The following is an 18,255-nucleotide window of genomic DNA, read 5'->3' as shown; positions in this document are numbered from 1 at the left end:
TGCCGGTGAACATGTCCCGCAGGACCGCGGGCCGCTGGCCGGGGATCGCCGCGTGCGCGATGGTCGCGGTGCTCGCGACCGGTTGCACCGACCGAGGCACCGATGCCGGAGCGGATGCGTCGGCCAGCCCCTCCACCAGCGTGTCACCGGTCCGCTCCACACCGTCGGCCGGTCCGTCGCCCACGCCTCCCTATCCGGTCGACGCCGACGGCTGTCACCCCGACAGGGGCTGGAGCCGACGGCAGGCCGCTGCCTGGCTGCAACAGGAGGAAGACCCGACCGGCAAGGTGGGGTTCGTGAAAAGCACGGCCGGATTCAACGGGCCGCTGTGCGAACCGATCACCGTCCAGGTCCAGTTCTGGCGGCTCACCTACCGTTCCGCGGCCGGCGCCCGGGCCGACGGTTCGGCGAGTTCGGCCCCCGACTACTACTTCACCATGGCATCCATGAAACACGTCGAAGTGCGCGTCGACGGACGCCGGGACGTGGCCGTGTCCCCGCCGAAGGGCTACTACTCGAGTCACCGCAGCCCCTGCGTCGGCGGCCTCGTGGCGTTCTACACCGGTGGCCCCCTCACCGAGAAGGAACTGCCGAGCAAGATCGTGTCGGGCGACAGCATACTGACGTTCGACTCGGTGGACTTCCACACGAATCGTGTGATGGACAGCAAGCTGGACAGCCCCGCCGACCCTGCTGTGTGCGATGCCGACGGGAAACCGACCAGGCCCACTTCAGCGCCTTCATTCCCCGGCTCACTTGTCCAGACCCCGTCCTATCCCCCCATTCAGGTCAACCCGAACCACACCTGACGGCGGCGCCGGCCCCGCGTGCGGCGAGCGCCTGTACCGGGTGGGAACCCGTACACCACTTCTCAGGACGCGGCCCGCGCCCGCTCGCCTCCGTCCGCGAGACGGATCGAAGCGCTCGACGCCGGCAGCCGCGCCGCCATGTCCAGTGGCACCCGAACTCACTGCCGAGCGGCGGCCGCTGACGACTCCGGCCCACTCACAGGTCACTGTGCAGGCCACAAGTCGGTCGACGTCATGGCCTAGTATCCGAATCGATGACAAAGGGCGTGATCGCTCGTGTGCACATTCACGGGAAGGGAGGGGCGCGCTTGCCCCCCAGAGATCCGGCCCATGCGAACGGCGTCGTTCTCGTCGGCAGACACCCGCAGGCCGAGCGTCTTTCCGCGGTCGTACAGGATCTGACCGACGGCAGGGGAGCGGTGGTGGAGATCCCCGGTGAGCCGGGGATCGGCAAGACCGCTCTGCTCGGCCTGCTCGCCGAGCGGGCGTCCGGGGCCGGTGTGGCGGTGGCGCGAGCCCAAGCCGCGCACGGCACGACTCAACCCGGCCAGGTCGTCAGGGAGTTGCTGGATACCCTCGACGTGCGGGAATCCCCGGTCGGCCGAGAGCTCGGCGCCGAGGTGCGGAGAGTGCTGGCGCGGTGGGCGGCGCAGCGCGGCGGCGTGCTTGTCCTCGACAACGTGCATCTGTGCGACGAGCAGTCCGCGGGAGTGATCGCGCAGCTCGTGCGGACACCCCCGCCCGGCCCGTTCGTCCTGGCGCTGGCGCATCGCCCGCGGCAGTCCGGCCCGGTACTGAGAGAAGCCCTCGAACACGGAGCCGAGACCGGTTCGGTCATCCGCCTGGCCCCGTCCTCCCTGGATGTCCGGGCGGTGTCCGCCTTCCTCGGTCACGACGGATCCCAGACTGACACCACCTCCCGTCACACCCTCTCCCAGCCGACGCGTGACCATGCCTACACCGAGTGGCACGCCTCCACGGCACCCTTGACCGACGACACGTACGCCGAGCAGTTGCAGGCCGCTTCCGGCGGCAACCCGCGGATGCTGCGGATCCTGCTCGCGGCGCGGTGGGACCCGGACGAGTGGCCGCTGAGTTGCGGTCCGGACCGGGACGGCATGCTCAGGGAGGCCGTACCCGTCCTCACCGAGCTGGACTCCATCAGCACCGACGCCGCGCTCTCGGTCCAGGTCGCCGCCGTCCTCGGCGATCCCTTCCTGCCGGACGACGTCGGCGCGGTCTCCGGTCTCGGTCTCCAACGGGCCCTCGGAGCGTTCACCGAACTCGTCGCGGCGGACCTGATACGACCGCTGCCCTCGGGCGGCGGGTACGTCTTCCGGCACCCGGTGCTCGGCCACGTCGCCCTGCAGCACGCTTCGCCGTCGCTGCGGGGCTACGCCCACCGGCGGGCCCTGGACCTGCTCACCACGCGAGGAGCGCCGGTGCTCCGACGCGCCCGGCAGGCCGAGTACCTGGTGGGCGCGGGCAGCGCTGGGGCCCACCAGGTACTGGTCGAGGGCGCCGCGGAGGCGATGGCCAAGTCGCCGGCCGTGGCCGCCCGCTGGCTGCGTCTGGCGCTGGACCACCTGCCTGCCGACGACGGGATCAGCGCTCTTCGAGTCGCCCTGGTGCTCGACTGCTGCCGGGCCCTGAGCGCCGTGGGCCGCCTGCGGGAAGCCCGTTCCCTCATGCACGATCTGCTCCGGCACCAGTCGGATCTCTCCGAGGATTTGCGGATGAGCGCCTACGCCGTCTGCGGAGAGCTGGAGCGGTTGCTGGGCCGCCACCAGGAGGCCGGAGCGGTGATCCGGACGGCACTCGACCTCGTACCCCGCCCGCTGCCCGTTCCGCTTCCGGCGCCGGTGGCCGAACTGATCACCGCATACGGGCGCGTGCAGCTGTTCCGGGGCGCCTACGCCGAGGCACGCGACGTGGTCCGCGAGGCGGCGGAGGCCGCCGGCGCCGCCGGCCCGGCGGTGCCCTACCTGCGGGCCTTGGGCGCTCTCGGCGACACCCAGCTCGGACTGCTGCCCGAAGCCGTCGACGAGGTCACCACCTGCGCCCGGATGGTGGACGCACTGCCGGACGCCGCTGCCGTCACCATGCCCGACGTCCTGGCGATGCTCGGCTGCGCCGAGCTGTTCCAGGAGCGGTTCCACGACGCCTACCGGCATCTGGAAAGAGGACTGCAGGCCACCGAGGGTGCCACCCGGAGGTTCATCCGGATCAACCAACTCGTGGCTCTGTGCCACCTGGACCAGACCACGGGGCGTCTGGAGTCGCTCTGCCGCCGTGCCGGCGAGGCCGAGCTGCTCGCCCGGATGACCGGGGCCGACGAAGCCGCCGGGCTCGCCATGATCCTGCGGGCGACAGGGCTGCTGTGGACACGTCCACGGCGGGACACCGACAAGCTGCTCGAACTCGCCGGGGAAGGACTCTCCCTGGCCTTGCGCAAGCGGGGCTGGCGGGCAGCGGTAGCGGTCGGCCTGCACGCCCATGCCCAGTTCCTCGGCGGGGATCCGGCAGCCTGTCTGCGCACCCTCGTCGAGGAGGGCGGCCCGCGGCTGCAGCGGCTGATGCGGGCCTGGCAGCCCTCCCTTCTGGCCCTCGCCTCCGTCGCGGCACTGCGGTGCGGTGACGTCGACGCCGCACACGACTGGGCCAGGACCGGGGAGGCCGCGGCTGAGCAGCTGGGGCTGCCGCTGCAACAGCAGCACGTACGCAGAGCCCGGGCCGCGCTGCACGCCGCGCAGGGAGAACACCAGGTGGCGGCAGGGCTGTTCCGCGAGGCTGCGGAATCGTTCCGCCGCGCGGACCTGCCGGTGGAACACGCCTGGACCCTGGTGGCCGGGGCGCCTTCGGTGGGCGCGGTCCATGGCAGCCAGCAGGCGCTCGAGTGGCTCGACACGGCGGGGAAGGCCGCCCGGGCTTGTGGCGCACAGCGGATCCGTGAGGAGGCGGCAAGGGTCAGGATCCTGCTGCCGGCGTCCCGCGCCTCCGCCGGTACGACGGTCGCGACGGCGCAGGACGCGAGCGCCCCTTCGACGGTGGCCCTGCTCACCGAGCGAGAGCGGGAGATCGCGGAACTGGCGGCAGAGGGCAAGCGCACCAAGGAGATCGCAGAGCAGCTCTTCGTCAGCACCAGGACGGTCGAAACCCACCTCGGGCGTATCTACCGCAAGCTCGACATCCCCTCCCGGGCGGCACTGCCGCGCGCACTCGGCCGAGTGGCCCACCGGCCGACCGTCTGACCGTTCGCTCCGGCCGTGCCCCTGCACCACCGGGCCAGGGGCTCGGCCGGGACACCTTCGCCGACCTCCCACCAACAGGCTTCTGCTACCGGAGCGTCAGGCGGCGGACTCCTTGTGCAGGCCGCGGGCGAACGCCAGGAACAGGTGCAGGTTGGTGATGTCCTTGGCCAAGTGGTCGGACCAGCGGACGGGGGCCCCGAGGCGTCGGTGGTCATGATGCGGACCAGGCCGCCCGCGGCTTGGACCTCCCGGACCTGCGGCCAGGGCAGGCTGCCCTGCCCGCGGGCGCTCACGGCCGCGCGGGAGAGCGAGAGCACCCCGAACGGGACCGTGCCGCCCTCGCGGAGCGTCTCCAGCACGGCCGGTCTCTGCGCACGCATCACCGCGTCCTGCATCCGGGGACCCCAGACGCCGGCATCCTCGTAGAACTCCGTGATCCGCACCGCCCCCTGGCCGGGGCGCTCGCCGAGTAGGTGTACTTGGTCGGTATGGGGCGGCCGTTGATGACCAGCTGGGTGATCTCCTGCTGGAGGCGCAGGGAGTCCCAGCGCAGGGCGACCGGCCCGCCGCCGGACGGCGGGTGCACGACCAGCCCCTCTTCGAACAGGTACAGCCGCTGGGCGGCCCGCTTCCGGCTGAAGTCGGGGAAGCGGCGCATGGAGAACCAGTAGTACAGCAGCCCGGGTATCAGGAAGAACACCGTGAGCATGAGGCAGGTGAAGACATGTGCGGCGAACACCGCCCGCCCGAGGCGCTTCGGCGCGAACGCGCCCTGGAGCGCCCCAGCCGGTGGCGGCCGGCAAGGTCTGCGACCTCGGGCGACGCGGGGGTGGGAGGAGTCATGAGGACGAGACTCCGAGTCACGTCCACACGTGACAAGCGTGGGTCTGCGTACGTCCGTTACGTATCTTCGGGATGCCCCGCCGCGACGGCCTCGGGCCGTGGAGGTCATGCGCGCTGCGAGCCCGCTTGCGAGGGCGGCGCCAGGGCCTGGAGTGCGGACAGGACGCCGTCGGTGACCGGGGACGGCGGGGCCGACTCGGGCGGCAGCTTGCGGAAGGCGCTCGGGGACATGCCGTAGACCGCACGGAACCGGCGCGAGAAGTGGTAGGCGTCGGGGAAGCCGCAGCGTACGGCTATGGCGCGGAGCGAGAGGTTGCTCAGCCACAGCAGTGGCTCGGCCCTGGCCAGGCGGAGCCTTTCGAGACCGGCGACGGGGCTGACGCCCAGGTGCCGCCGGCAGATCCGGGACAGCGTGCTCTCCGAGACGCCGGCCGCCCGCGCCAGCCGCTCCAGGGGAAGCGGGCGGGCGACGCCGTCCGACCAGTGGCGGCGGACCGCGGCCATCATGGCGAGCAGCGGCTCCGGGAGCGCCGGTGGGCCGGGGCCGGCGCCGTCCACGAAGGTGAGGAGCAGCAGCCGCAGCGTCTCCTCGGCGTGCCGCTCCCAGCCCGGCGGGCGGGTCGCGCCGAGCGACAGCAGGTACCGGCAGAGCGCGGGCATCGGATCTCCCCGGCCCGACAGGTCCCGGACGACCGGCCAGCCGGTGTCGTCGGGGCGTTCCGTGCCCCCTGCGACCGGGGGCAGCCGGAAGTGCGTGTAGGCGTGCCGGGTGGGCCGGTGCCCGTCCCAGTGGAACGTGTCGCGCATACCGGGGCGCACCAGCAGCAGCGTGCCGGGCGTCAGGGGTACGGTCAGGTCGCCGCAGACCCAGCGGGCGCTGCCGTGCAGCAGCCAGACGAATTCGTACGATCCGGCGTCCCTGGGGCCGAAGACCGCACCGGCCGGGTAGTCGGCGACAGCGGGACCGAGCCGGGACAGCAGCACGGGGGCGGGCGGCGGGACACGTGCCGTCACGGCCTCACCGGTCGCAGCCCCCGGACCGGTCGCGGCGCACCCGGGGCCTGCGCACGTCGGCGGTGCCCTTGTAGGCGTACGGGTCCCGGCCCGCGACCAGCACGATGTCCCGGAAGTCGGCCTGGGCCATGGGTACGTCGGCCCCGGGGGGCGCCCAGGGGAGGAGGGACGAGGCGCTCATGTAGTGGTTGACCAGAGCCCTGCGCAACCCCTGCCGGCCGGTGTTGGGCAGTGACTTGTGCAGCAGGTAGCCGTTGAAGAGCAGCACCGATCCGGCCGGGATCTCGACGGGGACGGCCTGCGTCTCGTCGTACGGGAAGGCGTAGGACTCGACCGTGCAGTCGTAACGGGGGTCCTCGTGCTGCCGGTTGGGGTAGATGACGCCGGCGCGGTGCGAGCCCGGCAGGACCCACAGGCAGCCGTTGTCCACGGTGGCGTCGTCGAGGGCCAGCCAGGCGGCGGTCAGCGACCGGTCCCGGGTGGGGATGAACATCTCGTCCTGGTGCCACGCCTGGCCAGGCTTCCCCTCGGACTTGACGAACAGCATCGACTGCATCGCCTTGACGTCGGGACCGATCACTTCGGTCAGCGGTCCGACGACGGAGGGGTGGCGCATGGTGTCGAGCATGAGCGGCGACAGCTTGTGCGGATAGTGCACGCACAGGAACCGCCGTACGGTCTCGTCGTCGCTCTCGCCCGCGACCGGCGGCGGCGCGCCCTCGACGGCACCCCGCCGGCCGCGGCAGATCCGCGCGGTCTCCGCCCGCAGCTCGGCCACCTCGGCCGGGGTCAGGGCGTCCGGCAGCACCGCGTAACCGTCCCGGCCGAAGCGGGACGCGAGGTCGTCGTCGACGGCGTTCTCGGCCATGGTCCCGATGTTCCTGGACTTCGCGTCCGCATGCCATGGCTCACCCGTGCACAGGGATGGCGAATCCGGTCACTCCGCAAGATCGGATCATCTGTCAGAAACAAGCATGACAAAGGGAGTTCACGTGTCTTGACGCCTTTCGTCGCGTCCGAGTAGCGTCGTTCGGCACTTGCTGATACGTATTAAGTGGGAGCGCTCATGGCACCTCCCGAACGACGTAGACGCACCACCCAACGGGACATCGCCCGGCGTGCCGGAGTCTCCCAGGCGACGGTGTCGCTGGTGATCAGCGGAGGCGCGGCGAGTGCGCAGATCGCGGAACCGACCCGCCGGGCCGTGCTGGCGGCGGCCGAGGAACTCGGCTATACGGCCAACGTCGCCGCGCGCAGCCTGAAGGGCGGCCGGAACCGGCTGCTCGGGCTCTACACCTTCGAGTCGGTGTTCCCGACCGACCAACGCGACTTCTACTACCCGTTCCTGCTCGGCGTGGAGGAGGAGACGGCACGGCAGGGCTACGACCTGCTGCTGTTCTGCTCCGGCGGCGGTGCGTCCAGCACGGCGACGGCCGAGCGGTCCATCTACGCCGGTGGCACCAACCGGCTGAAGATCGCGGACGGTTGTGTCCTGCTCGGCCGGAACGTCCGCCGCGAGGAGCTGTCCGCGCTGGTCCGGGAGGACTTCCCGTTCGTCTTCGTCGGACGCCGCGAGGTGGACGACGGCGAACTCTCCTATGTGGCCGCCGACTACGTCTCGGCGACCGCGGAACTCGTCGCGGAGCTGGCGCGGCTCGGCCACCGGCGGATCCTGTATCTGCGGGCCCCGGAGGACAGCGAGCCCACCAGGGACCGCGAGGAGGGATACCGGCGCGGGCTGGCCGACGCCGGGATCGCCGTGGACGAGGCGCTGATCCGGAGCCTGGCCGATCCGGCGGACCTGACGGTCGACCGGCTGGCGGGGTGGGCCGACGGACTCGGGATCACCGCGCTGCTGGTCGAGCCGACGGAGGACGACCGGCTCACCGGGGCGCTGGCGACGATGGCCGGCACGGAACGGGTCCGGTTCCCGGAGGACTGCTCGCTGGCCCTGCTGGGCGATCCGCCGTCCTGGACACCCGACTCCCGGAACTGGACGCGGTTCTCGCTGCCCCGGGCCCGGATGGCGGGGGAAGCCGTACGGGTGCTGATCGAGCTGCTCGACCAGGAGACCCCCGAGCCGCGGCAGCTCACGGTGCCCTGCGCCTTCGTACCGGGCGACTCGATCGGCCCGGTACCCACGGGTCGTACGGCCGCCAGGAGGCCGAGGACATGATCCGGATGATCGTGCACCGGCTGCTCATCGGAGTCTTCGTGATGTGGGGCGCCGCCTCACTGATCTTCCTCGTCGTCCGGGCCGCACCCGGCGACCCCGCGACGGTACTGCTCGGCCCGGACGCCACCCGGAGCCAGATCGACCAGCTGCGCTCCTCGCTCGGTCTCGACCGGCCGCTCGGCGCGCAGTACCTCAGCTACCTCGGCGACGTCTGCCGGCTCGACTTCGGCCGGTCGCACTGGCTCGGCAGGTCCGCGATGGGCGCGGTCCTCGACCGGCTGCCCGCCACCGTCGACCTCACCGTGACGGCCACCGTGATCGCGGTGATCGTGGGGCTGACGCTCGGCATGCTGGCCGGGGCGCGGCCGGGCAGCCTGGTGGACCGGATGGTCTCGGCCTGCACGATCGCCCTCCAGTCGTTCCCGACGTTCTGGATCGGCATCATGCTGGTCCTGGTCTTCGCCCTCACCCTGCGCCTGCTGCCCAGTTCCGGGGTCGGCACCCCCCAGCACCTGGTGCTGCCCGCCGTCACCCTCTCCTTCCCGTTCGTCGCGATCATCGCCCGGCTGACCCGGACCAGCGTCGCGGAGACGATGGGCGAGAGCTACATCCGGACCGCGCGCGCCAAGGGGCTGACCGAGCGTCAGGTGCTGTTCGGCCACGCCCTGCGCAACTCGCTGATCCCGGTGGTGACCGTGGTGGGCGTCCAGGTCGGGGCCCTGGTCGGCGGCGCCGTGATCGTCGAGAACGTGTTCGCCTGGCCCGGCCTCGGATCGCTGGTGGTGGAGGCGGTCGCCAACCGCGACTACACGGTCGTACAGGGCGCGACCCTGCTCATCGCCGGCATCGTCGTCGTGCTCAACCTGATGGCCGATCTGCTCATCGCCCAGCTGGATCCGCGGATCCGGACGGGAGCCGTCTGATGGCCGACCTCACCGTCGCCGTCGAGCAGCCGACGACGGCTCCGCGGCAGGCCCGGCGCCCGCTCCTGTCCCGGGTCCCCGCCGTGGTCGTGGGCTGCTACCTGCTGGTGGCCGTCGTCGGGCCCCTGCTGATCCACTACGACCCGGTGCACACCTCCCTGGACGACCGGCTGCTCGCACCCGGCTCCAAGGTGTCCACCGGGGGCACGGCCTGGCTCGGCACCGACGGACTCGGCCGCGACATGTTCGCCCAGATCGTCTACGGGGCCCGGACGGCGGTGCTCATCGGCGTGTCCACGGTCGCGCTGTCCTGCCTCGCCGGGGTCCTCCTCGGTGCGGTCGCCGGCTACTTCCGCGGCGTCGCCGACGCCGTACTCGCCCGGATCTTCGACGTCCTGCTGGCGTTCCCCGCGATCCTGCTGGCGATCGTGATCGCGGGCGCCTTCGCGCGCAGTGTCCTGCTGGTCGTCGTCGCGCTCTCGGCGACCGGCTGGATCGGCTTCGCCCGCGTCACCCGGGGCATCGCGCTCTCCCTGAGGGAACGGCCGTGGGTCGACGCCGCCCGGGTGCTCGGAGTGCCCGGCCGGACCGTCCTCGCCCGGCACGTGCTCCCGTTCACGGCCGGACCGATCGTCGCCCTCGCCACGCTCGAGTTCGCTCTGGTGGTGCTGGCGGAGGCGGGCCTCAGCTTCCTCGGCATCGGGCTGCCCCTCTCGACGGTGTCGTGGGGGCAGACCATCGCCAACGGCAAGGAGTACCTCGAAACGCAGTGGTGGATCTCCACCCTGCCGGGCATCGCCCTGTCCCTCCTGATCGTCAACGTGGGCATCCTCGGCGACCAGCTCACCGCCCGCTACGGGCGTGGCCGCTCCGACTGAAACACACCAGGTACAGCGCCTCACCCACCGGCTGACTCCGACCGACCCTCGATCGAGAGGAGCACCATCATGACCAGGACGCGTGAGCACGGGCGGAGCCGGCTGATCCGGCTCGCCACCACCGCCACGGCGGGCGCGGCGCTCCTCGCCGCCTGCTCGACGACCACCGGCGGCGACGACAACGGGGGCGGTTCCGCCTCGACGGACGTGACGGTCGCCGGCACCTATCCGATCGAGAGCCTGGACCCGCACGGGGCCCAGGGCGCCTCCACGGGCACCCAGCTGGCCGCTCAGGAGATCTTCAGCAGACTCGTGAAACCCGCTGCGGACGGCACCCTCGAAGGCGACCTGGCGGCGTCCTGGAAGCCCGACAAGTCCGTCACCGCCTGGACGTTCACGCTGCGCTCCGGCCTCAGCTTCTCCGACGGCTCCGCCCTCGACGCCGACGACGTGGTCGCCTCCTTCCGGCGGATGATCGGCCTGAACGGCCCCAACGCGGGCAACTTCCCGGGCGACACGATGACCAAGGTCTCCGCCACCGAGGTGGTCCTGCACAGCCCGGCGCCCGACGCGTCGGTCCCCGGCAAGCTCGGCACCTTCTACGTCCTCCCGTCGGGCGTCGGCAAGGACGACACCGCCTTCTTCAACCACCCGGTCGGGTCGGGGCCGTTCAGCGTCGACGCGTTCACCCCGAGCGGATCGCTGGTCCTGGTGCCCAACAAGAAGTACCGCGGCACGAAGCCCACGCTCGGCAAGGTCACCATCCGGAACATCCCCGAACTCGCGGCCCGCATGACCGCACTGCGCACCGGCGAGGTCGACGTCGTCTGGGGCATCCCCGACGACCAGCTCGCCTCGCTGAAAGGCCAGAAGGGCCTCACCGTGCAGACCGTGCCGAGCAGCGCCGAGTTCACCATGTGGTTCAACTCCTCGATCCCCGCCCTCAAGGACGCGAAGGTCCGCCGGGCCATCTGGCAGGCCGTCGACTTCGGCACCATCATCGACAAGCTCTATCCCGACACCGGCAAGGCCGCCGACGCACCCGTCACGAGCGTCGTCCTCGGCCACGTGACGCAGCCCGCCGTCGCCCACGACCCGGCAGCCGCCAAGGCGGCCCTCACCGCCGCCGGGTTCGACTTCTCGAAGAAACTCCGGCTGCAGTTCGCCAACGACGAGTTCAAGCCCTTCATCCAGGCCGTCGTCTCGGACCTGCAGAAGGTCGGCGTGCAGGTGGAACCGCTGGAGAAGGAGCAGGCCGTCTTCACGGAGGACCTGCTCGCGCTCAGGTGGGACATCAACTTCCAGCAGCTGGCCACCCCCAGCTACGACGCGGCCAGCAACCTGGGCCGCCTCTACACCTGCGCGGCCAGGCGCATGGGCTACTGCAACAAGAGGCTGGACGGTCTGCTCGCGGCGGCCGGCGCCACGGCCGACAAGGCGCAGCGCACCGACCTCTACGGTCAGGCCAGTCGGATCATCTGGCAGGACGCGGTCGGCATGTACCCGATGTCCGTGAGCATCGCCTACGCCTGGAACAGCGACCTGAAGGGCTTCGTCCCCGACGCCAGCGGGCTGCCGGACTTCGCCGGCGTACGGACCGGCGGCTCGTGACCCCCGCCGGAACCGCACGCGAACACGGGGCCGGGAAGGCGGTGGCCACGACGGACGGACCGGTCCTGCGCATCGAGGACCTGGTGGTGGAACTTCCCGGCCCGCGCGGCACCCGGACCCGCGTGCTGGACGGCGTCTCCTTCGACGTGCCGCGGGCCACCACCGTGGGGCTGATCGGCGAGTCCGGCAGCGGGAAGACCATGACCGCCCAGGCGATCCTGGGCCTGCCGCCCGAGGGCGCCACGCTGGCCGGCCGGCTGCTGTGGCACGGGGAGGACCTGCTCGCCGCCGACCCGGCACGGCGCCGGGCGGTACGCGGCCGGGAGATCGCCATGATCTTCCAGGACCCGCTCGCCGCCCTCAACCCGACCCAGCGGATCGGCCGTCAGGTCGGCGAGATACCGCGCCGCGACCGGCTGCCGCGTGCCGAGGTGCACCGCCGGGTCGTCGAACTCCTCGACCGGGTCGGCGTGCCGGAGCCGGAGCGCCGGATGCGCGCCTACCCGCACGAACTCTCCGGAGGTCTGCGCCAGCGCGCCGTGATCGCCATGGCGCTGGCCGGGAACCCCGCGCTGCTGCTCGCCGACGAGCCCACGACGTCGCTCGACGTCACCGTGCAGGCCCGGATCCTGCGGCTGCTGGCCGCCGTCCAGGCGGCGGACGGCCTGGCGATGCTGCTGGTCAGCCACGACCTGCGGGTCGTGTCGCACGTCGGCGAAGAGGTGGTGGTGATGTACGCCGGACGGGTCTGCGAACGCGGGCCCGCCCGTGACGTCCTGCGTCGGCCCTTCCATCCGTACACCGCCGCCCTGGTACGCAGCGTGCCCGCCGTCCGGACCCGCACCGCACTGGCCGACCCGCTGCCCGGGGCCCCGGCGACCCCCGCGAACCGGCCGGCCGGCTGCGCCTTCCACCCGCGCTGCCCACTGGCCCGCGCCCGCTGCCGCGCCGAACGGCCGGAGGTACGGGAAGTGGCGCCCGGCCGCTGGAGCGCCTGCCACTTCGCGGAGGAGGTGCCGCAGCCGTGAGCACGAGCGAGCGCGCCCTCCTGGACGTGCGTGACCTGCGCGTCCGTTACGGAGGGCGGCGGAGCGGTCAAATCGCCGTGGACGGGGTGAGCCTGTCGGTGGCGCCCGAGGAGACGCTCGGGCTGGTCGGCGAGTCGGGCTCCGGCAAGACGACCGTCGCCCGGTGCGTGGCCGGACTCCTGCGGCCCGGCGCCGGGACCGTCACCTTCGAGGGACGGCCGCTCGGCCGCGCGGGGCGCCGGCCGCCCGAACTGCAGCGTGCGGTGCAGATGGTGTTCCAGGACCCGCGGTCCTCGCTGAACCCGCGCATGACGGTCGCCTCGATCATCGCCGAGGTCTGGAGCACCCACCCCGTCACCGCACCCGAGGGCGACCGCACCGAGGCGCTGCACCGGCTCCTCGCCGACATGGGGCTCGATCCCGAGGTGGCGGCACGGCGCGCGGGGGACCTGTCGGGCGGCCAGTGCCAGCGGGTCAGCATCGCCAGAGCGCTGGCGGTACGGCCCCGGCTGCTGGTGTGCGACGAGGCGGTGTCGGCGCTCGACGTCTCGGTGCAGGCACAGATCCTGCGGCTGCTGGCCGACCTGCGGGGCCGGCACCGGCTCGCGCTGCTGTTCATCTCGCACGACCTGGGAGTGGTGCACCAGATAGCCGACCGGGTGGCGGTGATGCGCCGGGGCGTGATCGTGGAGGAGGGCCGGACCGGCGAGGTCCTGACCGCACCGCGTCACGCGTACACGCAGGCGCTGCTGGAGGCGGCCCTGGACCTGGACGACTCGGTGCCGGGGGACGGCGCCGCCGACGGCGAGGCGGTCGTATGAGTGAGAGGCGGCGTGCCGTGACCCCGGTACCCACCGGCTGGAACACCTGGGACGTCCGTACGCACACCGGCATGAACCGGCTGCCGGACGGGCCGCGCGTGCGGTTCGGCGTCCTCGGCCCCGAAGGCCCGGTGCTCGACGGCTTCACCTGGCGCGACGGCCTCGACCGGCTCGGCCCGCACACCGTGGACGGCAGCTACGCCGAGGTGACGGTACGGGCGGCGGGCCACCGGCTGCGGCTGGAGCTCGCGGGCGGCCCCGGGGATGTGCTGGATGCTCTGGCCGAAAGCACGGGGGTGATCGTGCTGTCCGTGGAGGGCTTGGACGGCATCGAGCAGCAGACGGACCTGGCCGCCACCGTCCGCGCGGGCGGCATCCGCTGGACGCTCACCACTTCGGCACCGGCCCGGAGAATCGAGGGCCCGGCGACTGCGCTGGGGCTGGCGTTCGACACCGAAGCCGACGTGGAACTGCGGATCGCGCCGGCCACATCAGCGCCCCGAAGGGGCGCGGGTCCGTATCGATCTGCGGCTCCGCCGCGGGGCGCGACCAGCCACAACGGCGCGGCAGCCGAACGACGGCACAGCGCGGCCCGCACCGCGGAACGCACCTCGCTTCGTTCCACCGGCTGGCTGGGCGACGCCGCCGACGCCCTGACCCGGGCCGTCACCTGGAACACCGTCTACGCCCCGGACATCGGCCGCGTCCTGACCCCCACCTCACGGGACTTCGTCTGCGCCGAACGCAAGGGCTTCTACGGCACCTGGGCGCTGCACGCCTGGGACACGTTCTTCACCGGTCTCACCGCCTCGGCCGTCGACCGGGACTACGCGCGCGGCATCTTCGAACAGATCCTCCCGTACGCGGACGAGGCCGGCATGATTCCGAACCGGATCTCGGACGACAGGGGCCGCACCGACGACCGCTCACAGCCCCCGGTCGGCGCGCTGACGGTGTATCAGGCGTATCTGGCGGGCGGTCTCTCGCCCGGGACCCGCGACACGGCGCTGCTCGACACCACCTTCCCGGCACTGCTGGCCTGGCACGACTGGTGGCCCCGGGCCCGCCGCGGACCGCACGGGCTGCTCGCCTGGGGCTCCGACCCGGTCGCCGGCGACGCGGCGTCGGCGACCCTGGACCGGGCCAGACGCGAGTCGGGCCTGGACGATTCGCCGATGTACGACGAGGCCCGGTACGACCCGGCGACCCGCACCATGGACCTCGCCGACGTCGGCCTGAACGCCCTGCACATCGCCGACGCCGAGGCGCTGGCGGACATCGCCGGCCTCCTCGGGAAGCGCGCGACGGCCGACCGGTTGCGCGCCGAGGCCGCCGCGGCCCGGACGGTAGCCGACCGACTGCTGTGGGACGACGAGCGCGGCGGCTACCGTAACCTCACCTCCACGGGTACGCATGATCCGCACGTCTCGCCGACGATGCTGTACGCGCTGCTGGGCGGGTTGCCGGACCCAGGCCGTGCCGCGAAGGCGGCGGCGGATCTGCTGAGGCCCGAAGTGCTGGGCGGAGTACGGCCCTTGCCCAGCGTTGCCCGCAACGACCCAGGGTTCGCCGCGACGTACTGGCGCGGCCGGATCTGGGCGCCGATGGCCTATCTCGCCGTACGCGGGCTGCGGAGGTACGAGCTGACCGGGCTGAGCCGGCCGGTGGTGGGGGACCTGCTGCGGCTGTTCCTCCACGAGTGGCACGAGCACGGCCACGTCCGGGAGAACTATCCGGCCGTCGACGGCGAGAACCTGACGAACCTTCGGAAGAGGTCGGACGGGTTGATGGCCTGGGGCGGACTGCTGGCGTATCTCGCCTTCGGCGAACTGGCCGACGCACGGCCGGACGGCTGGCGGTTCGCCCACCCGGGCGAGCCTGCCGAACTGTGCAACCTGCCCCTGGGCGACGGCCGCCTCGACGTCCGGGCGGCCGACCGGCTCACCGTCCACCTCGAAGGACGTGTCCTGCTGGACCTGGCGCCCGGCGTCGTCGTACGGGACTACCAGTGGACCCGTGACCGTGTCACCGGGACCGCCGAGGGCGTCGGCGACCTGCTCGTCACCCCGCCGGGCGGCGGCCCGCCCGTGCCGGTGGCCGTACGGGGCGCGCCTCGGAGCTTCACCTTCGGTCCGGACGGTGCGGGGGACGTACAGGAAGGGAGCGGTGTATGAGCGCGCCGACGTCGGCGGCCACGGACATCCTCGTCGTCGGCGGGGGACTCGGCGGGGTGGCCGCGGCGCTGGCCGCCCTCGACCGGGGGCGGTCGGTCCTGCTCACCGAGGAGACCGACTGGATCGGCGGTCAGCTCACCAGCCAGGGCGTACCGCCCGACGAGCACGCCTGGATCGAGCAGTTCGGCGCCACCCGCACCTACCGCGCGCTGCGCGAGGCGGTCCGCGAGCACTACCGGACCTGGTACCCGCTCACCGAGGAGGCCAGGCGGCGCCGGTATCTCAACCCGGGCGAGGGCCGGGTGAGCCCGCTGTGCCACGAACCGCGGGTCGGCGCCGCCGTCCTGGCGGCCATGGTCGCGCGGTACGTGGCAGCCGGGCGGCTGCGGATCCTGTACCGGCACCGGCCGGTTTCCGCTTCCGCGGACGGCGACCGGGTACGGTCCGTGGTCGTCGAGGGCCCGGACGGCACGCGGGTCGAGGTGTCGGCGCCCTACGTCCTGGACGCCACGGAACTCGGCGACCTGCTGCCACTGACCGGCACCGAGCACGTGACGGGCTTCGAGTCGCGGCGGGACACCGGGGAGCCGAGCGCACCCGACGCGGCCCAGCCGGCCAACATGCAGGCGTTCTCATGGGTGTTCGCCGTCGACCACGTGGCCGGAGAGGACCACACCGTCGACAGGCCGGCCGGCTACGACCGCTGGGCCGCCTACCGCCCGCCGCAGTGGCCGAACCGGCTGCTGAGCCTGAGCGCGCCCGACCCGAGGACGCTGCAGACCGTGCCGCGCGGCTTCACCCCGAACGCAGACTCGGGGCCGGTCGTCGCCGACCAGAGCAAGGACGCGGGCGACAAGGAACTGTGGGAGTTCCGCCGGGTGTTCTCCCGGAAGCTGTACCCGCCGGGGTTCGCCGCGAGCGACGTGACCATCGTCAACTGGCCCATGATCGACTACCTGCCGGGCCCGCTGATCGGAGTGGACGACAAGGAACGGGACCGGCACCTGGCCGGGGCCCGGGAGCTGAGCCTCAGCATGCTCTACTGGCTGCAGACCGAGGCCCCCCGTCCGGACGGCGGCACCGGCTGGCCCGGTCTGCGGCTCCGCGGTGACGTGCTGGGCACGGCCGACGGGCTGGCCAAGGCGCCGTACATCCGGGAGTCACGCCGGATCGTCGCCCGGCGCCGGATCGTCGAACAGGACCTGTCCCTCGCCGTGCGCGGCGACCACGGCGCGGTGCGCTACCCGGACTCGGTCGGCATCGGGATGTACCGGATCGACCTGCATCCCTCCACCGGCGGCGACACCTACATCGACGTGGCCAGCAGCCCCTTCCAGATCCCGCTGGGCGCCCTGCTCCCCGTGCGGATGCGGAACCTGCTGCCCGTGTGCAAGAACATCGGCACCACCCACATCACCAACGGCTGCTACCGGCTGCACCCCGTCGAGTGGAACATCGGCGAGGCGGCAGGGGCGCTGGCCGCGTACTGCCTCGACAACCGACTGGACGTCGAGCAGGTGTACGAGGACGGCGAGGAACTGCGCCGCTTCCAGGACGAACTCACGCGTGCCGGGGTGGAACTGGCCTGGCCCGAGGTCAAGGGGTACTGATGGGTGGTGGCGAAGCGCCCCGAAGGGGCGCGGGGCTGCATCAGTGTGCGGCTCCGCCGCGGGGCGCGACCAGCCACGACGCGGCCGCACTCGAACGACGACCCCTGACGGCACCCGCAGCCGGGCACTCGGTCGTCGACGAGAGGGGGCGGACCGACGGACGCGCCCTGCTGGCCGGCGTCATCGTCCCTCTGGTCACCCCGATGGACCACCCCGGACACCCCTCGGCCCCGGCCGCCGACGCCCTGCTCCGCGCGCTCGCGGCAGCCGGCGCCCGCGGCCTCATGCTCTTCGGCAGCAACGGCGAAGGGCCGCTGCTGCCCACGGCGGAACTGGGCGAGTTCGCCGTCGCGGTGGCCGAGCGCTGGCGCGAACTCACCGACGGCGGACCGGTGTTGGTGAACGCCACGGCCGCCGGAACCGCCGAGGCGCTGGCGCGGGCGGCGGCCGTGCGCCCCGCCGCGCCGGACGCGCTGGTGCTCAGCCCGCCGATCTACTTCCACCACCGGCACGACGAGATCGTCACCCACTACACAGCCTTCGCCGGCCTCGGCGTTCCCGTCGTCGCCTACCACGCGCCCCGCCACGGGAACCCGCTGACCCCCGCCCTGCTCGACGAACTGACCGCCCTCCCGCACCTGGTGGGCATCAAGGACAGCTCGGGCGACCCCGCACTGTTCGGCCACGCCCTCGCGGCGGCCCGTCGGCGCGACGACTTCGGGGTCAGCCAGGGCGCGGAGCGCCAGGCACTCGACGCGCTGCGGCTCGGGGCCGACGGAGTCGTCCTCGGGGTGGCCAACGTGGCGCCCGCGGTGACCGTCGAGCTCGTCCGGGCCCACCGCGACGGCCGGCACGAGGACGCGCGGCGCGCGCAGCAACTGCTCGACGAGGTACTGGCGTTGCACACCGTACGCCCCGGGGTCCCGGCGGTGAAGGCCGTCCTGGCCGGACGCGGACTGTGCCCGCCGTATGCCGCCGCGCCCTTCACACCGTGCTCCGAGGGGGAGCGGAAGGCACTGCACGACCTGCTCGCCCCCCTCGACGCGCACCTCGTACGCGCCTGATCCCGAGTCCGCACCGGTGCCCTCTCCCGTCCGTACTCCCTCCGTTCCGCCCG

The 18,255-nt window shown here is 72.6% G+C and carries 15 protein-coding genes; 11 read left to right on the top strand and 4 right to left on the bottom strand.

Annotated elements, in window-relative coordinates; all coding sequences use genetic code 11:
- The first annotated feature begins 11 nt into the window (after positions 1-11).
- Positions 12-809: a hypothetical protein gene (locus ACFY6U_RS18255; RefSeq protein ID WP_390039327.1), complete on the top strand. Its 798-nt coding sequence runs from the start codon at positions 12-14 to the stop codon at positions 807-809.
- Between the two features lie 308 nt (positions 810-1,117).
- Complete coding sequence (locus tag ACFY6U_RS18250; RefSeq protein ID WP_390039325.1) at positions 1,118-4,060, top strand: LuxR C-terminal-related transcriptional regulator; 2,943 nt, start codon at positions 1,118-1,120, stop codon at positions 4,058-4,060.
- Here the strand turns inward: ACFY6U_RS18250 and ACFY6U_RS18245 are convergent.
- The 4 genes from ACFY6U_RS18245 to ACFY6U_RS18230 form a co-directional block, all read right to left on the bottom strand.
- On the bottom strand, positions 3,982-4,455 hold the full coding sequence (locus ACFY6U_RS18245; RefSeq protein WP_390039323.1) for a hypothetical protein: 474 nt from the start codon (positions 4,453-4,455) through the stop codon (positions 3,982-3,984). The genes ACFY6U_RS18250 and ACFY6U_RS18245 overlap by 79 nt on opposite strands.
- Positions 4,440-4,799 carry a hypothetical protein gene (locus tag ACFY6U_RS18240; protein WP_390039322.1) on the bottom strand — a complete coding sequence of 120 codons (360 nt, stop codon included), beginning with the start codon at positions 4,797-4,799 and terminating at the stop codon, positions 4,440-4,442. The genes ACFY6U_RS18245 and ACFY6U_RS18240 overlap by 16 nt, the downstream gene beginning before the upstream one ends.
- 209 nt (positions 4,800-5,008) lie before the next feature.
- On the bottom strand, positions 5,009-5,917 hold the full coding sequence (locus ACFY6U_RS18235) for an AraC family transcriptional regulator (RefSeq protein ID WP_390039320.1): 909 nt from the start codon (positions 5,915-5,917) through the stop codon (positions 5,009-5,011).
- Between the two features lie 4 nt (positions 5,918-5,921).
- Positions 5,922-6,785 carry a phytanoyl-CoA dioxygenase family protein gene (locus ACFY6U_RS18230; protein ID WP_390039318.1) on the bottom strand — a complete coding sequence of 288 codons (864 nt, stop codon included), beginning with the start codon at positions 6,783-6,785 and terminating at the stop codon, positions 5,922-5,924.
- A gap of 198 nt (positions 6,786-6,983) precedes the next feature.
- Here ACFY6U_RS18230 and ACFY6U_RS18225 point away from each other — a divergent pair, with 198 nt between their 5' ends.
- The 9 genes from ACFY6U_RS18225 to ACFY6U_RS18185 all read left to right on the top strand — a co-directional run bounded on the left by ACFY6U_RS18225 (position 6,984) and on the right by ACFY6U_RS18185 (position 18,202).
- Positions 6,984-8,093 carry a LacI family DNA-binding transcriptional regulator gene (locus tag ACFY6U_RS18225; protein ID WP_390039316.1) on the top strand — a complete coding sequence of 370 codons (1,110 nt, stop codon included), beginning with the start codon at positions 6,984-6,986 and terminating at the stop codon, positions 8,091-8,093.
- Positions 8,090-9,016, top strand: a complete 927-nt coding sequence (locus ACFY6U_RS18220) for an ABC transporter permease (RefSeq protein ID WP_390039314.1) — start codon at positions 8,090-8,092, stop codon at positions 9,014-9,016. Before ACFY6U_RS18225 ends, ACFY6U_RS18220 begins: the two co-directional genes overlap by 4 nt.
- A complete protein-coding gene (locus ACFY6U_RS18215; protein WP_390039313.1) occupies positions 9,016-9,894 on the top strand; it encodes an ABC transporter permease in 879 nt (292 codons plus the stop codon). The genes ACFY6U_RS18220 and ACFY6U_RS18215 overlap by 1 nt, the downstream gene beginning before the upstream one ends.
- Positions 9,895-9,963: 69 nt before the next feature.
- The gene (locus tag ACFY6U_RS18210) at positions 9,964-11,505 is read left to right on the top strand and encodes an ABC transporter substrate-binding protein (RefSeq protein ID WP_390039311.1); all 1,542 of its coding nucleotides are present in this window, start codon (positions 9,964-9,966) and stop codon (positions 11,503-11,505) included.
- Positions 11,502-12,533, top strand: a complete 1,032-nt coding sequence (locus tag ACFY6U_RS18205) for an ABC transporter ATP-binding protein (RefSeq protein WP_390039309.1) — start codon at positions 11,502-11,504, stop codon at positions 12,531-12,533. The genes ACFY6U_RS18210 and ACFY6U_RS18205 overlap by 4 nt, the downstream gene beginning before the upstream one ends.
- Positions 12,530-13,354, top strand: a complete 825-nt coding sequence (locus tag ACFY6U_RS18200) for an ATP-binding cassette domain-containing protein (protein ID WP_390039307.1) — start codon at positions 12,530-12,532, stop codon at positions 13,352-13,354. The genes ACFY6U_RS18205 and ACFY6U_RS18200 overlap by 4 nt, the downstream gene beginning before the upstream one ends.
- Positions 13,351-15,528: a trehalase family glycosidase gene (locus ACFY6U_RS18195; protein WP_390039305.1), complete on the top strand. Its 2,178-nt coding sequence runs from the start codon at positions 13,351-13,353 to the stop codon at positions 15,526-15,528. The genes ACFY6U_RS18200 and ACFY6U_RS18195 overlap by 4 nt, the downstream gene beginning before the upstream one ends.
- Positions 15,525-17,138 carry an FAD-dependent oxidoreductase gene (locus ACFY6U_RS18190; protein ID WP_390039303.1) on the top strand — a complete coding sequence of 538 codons (1,614 nt, stop codon included), beginning with the start codon at positions 15,525-15,527 and terminating at the stop codon, positions 17,136-17,138. The genes ACFY6U_RS18195 and ACFY6U_RS18190 overlap by 4 nt, the downstream gene beginning before the upstream one ends.
- A complete protein-coding gene (locus ACFY6U_RS18185) occupies positions 17,138-18,202 on the top strand; it encodes a dihydrodipicolinate synthase family protein (RefSeq protein ID WP_390039302.1) in 1,065 nt (354 codons plus the stop codon). Before ACFY6U_RS18190 ends, ACFY6U_RS18185 begins: the two co-directional genes overlap by 1 nt.
- Positions 18,203-18,255 lie beyond the last annotated feature (53 nt).

The organism is Streptomyces sp. NPDC013157 (assembly GCF_042899865.1).
GTDB lineage: Bacteria > Actinomycetota > Actinomycetes > Streptomycetales > Streptomycetaceae > Streptomyces.
Note: the sequence above shows the minus strand (reverse complement) of the source record. Positions and strands in the feature narration are given on the sequence as shown.

Coding starts and splice junctions, on each gene's coding strand:
- ACFY6U_RS18225 (WP_390039316.1), top strand. CDS start 6,984: ATGGCACCTCCCGAACGACGTAGACGCACCACCCAACGGGACATCGCC.
- ACFY6U_RS18255 (WP_390039327.1), top strand. CDS start 12: ATGTCCCGCAGGACCGCGGGCCGCTGGCCGGGGATCGCCGCGTGCGCG.
- ACFY6U_RS18210 (WP_390039311.1), top strand. CDS start 9,964: ATGACCAGGACGCGTGAGCACGGGCGGAGCCGGCTGATCCGGCTCGCC.
- ACFY6U_RS18190 (WP_390039303.1), top strand. CDS start 15,525: ATGAGCGCGCCGACGTCGGCGGCCACGGACATCCTCGTCGTCGGCGGG.
- ACFY6U_RS18215 (WP_390039313.1), top strand. CDS start 9,016: ATGGCCGACCTCACCGTCGCCGTCGAGCAGCCGACGACGGCTCCGCGG.
- ACFY6U_RS18220 (WP_390039314.1), top strand. CDS start 8,090: ATGATCCGGATGATCGTGCACCGGCTGCTCATCGGAGTCTTCGTGATG.
- ACFY6U_RS18185 (WP_390039302.1), top strand. CDS start 17,138: ATGGGTGGTGGCGAAGCGCCCCGAAGGGGCGCGGGGCTGCATCAGTGT.
- ACFY6U_RS18245 (WP_390039323.1), bottom strand. CDS start 4,455: ATGCAGGACGCGGTGATGCGTGCGCAGAGACCGGCCGTGCTGGAGACG.
- ACFY6U_RS18230 (WP_390039318.1), bottom strand. CDS start 6,785: ATGGCCGAGAACGCCGTCGACGACGACCTCGCGTCCCGCTTCGGCCGG.
- ACFY6U_RS18195 (WP_390039305.1), top strand. CDS start 13,351: ATGAGTGAGAGGCGGCGTGCCGTGACCCCGGTACCCACCGGCTGGAAC.